Below are 236 nucleotides of genomic sequence, written 5' to 3'. Positions count from 1 at the left end.
CGAACTATCAAGCAAACACTACAATGAATGCTAAAAAAGGGATACCTATTTGGGGGAATTGGTGTGGTCCTGGACATGGTTCTGGTACGCCAAAAGATGTATTAGATAGAGGTTGTCAAATACATCATAAGTGCTATGAAGATAAAGGTTATTTTAGCTGTTCTTGTGATTGGGAGCTTGTTGCGTATATAAATAGAAATTTTCATAGAATGGGACTCAAAGAAAAAATAGCTGCA

At 36.4% G+C, this 236-nt stretch carries 1 protein-coding gene; it reads left to right on the top strand.

Features of this window, described 5'->3' with window-relative positions; translation table 11 throughout:
• Positions 1 to 23: 23 nt before the first annotated feature.
• Positions 24 to 236, top strand: a 213-nt coding sequence (locus tag SB660_RS23760; RefSeq protein ID WP_486304230.1) for a hypothetical protein, incomplete at its 3' end; no start/stop codon positions are given.

The organism is Bacillus sp. SIMBA_005 (assembly GCF_046535585.1).
Lineage (GTDB): Bacteria > Bacillota > Bacilli > Bacillales > Bacillaceae > Bacillus > Bacillus pumilus.
This window is presented reverse-complemented; position numbering and strand designations above follow the sequence as displayed.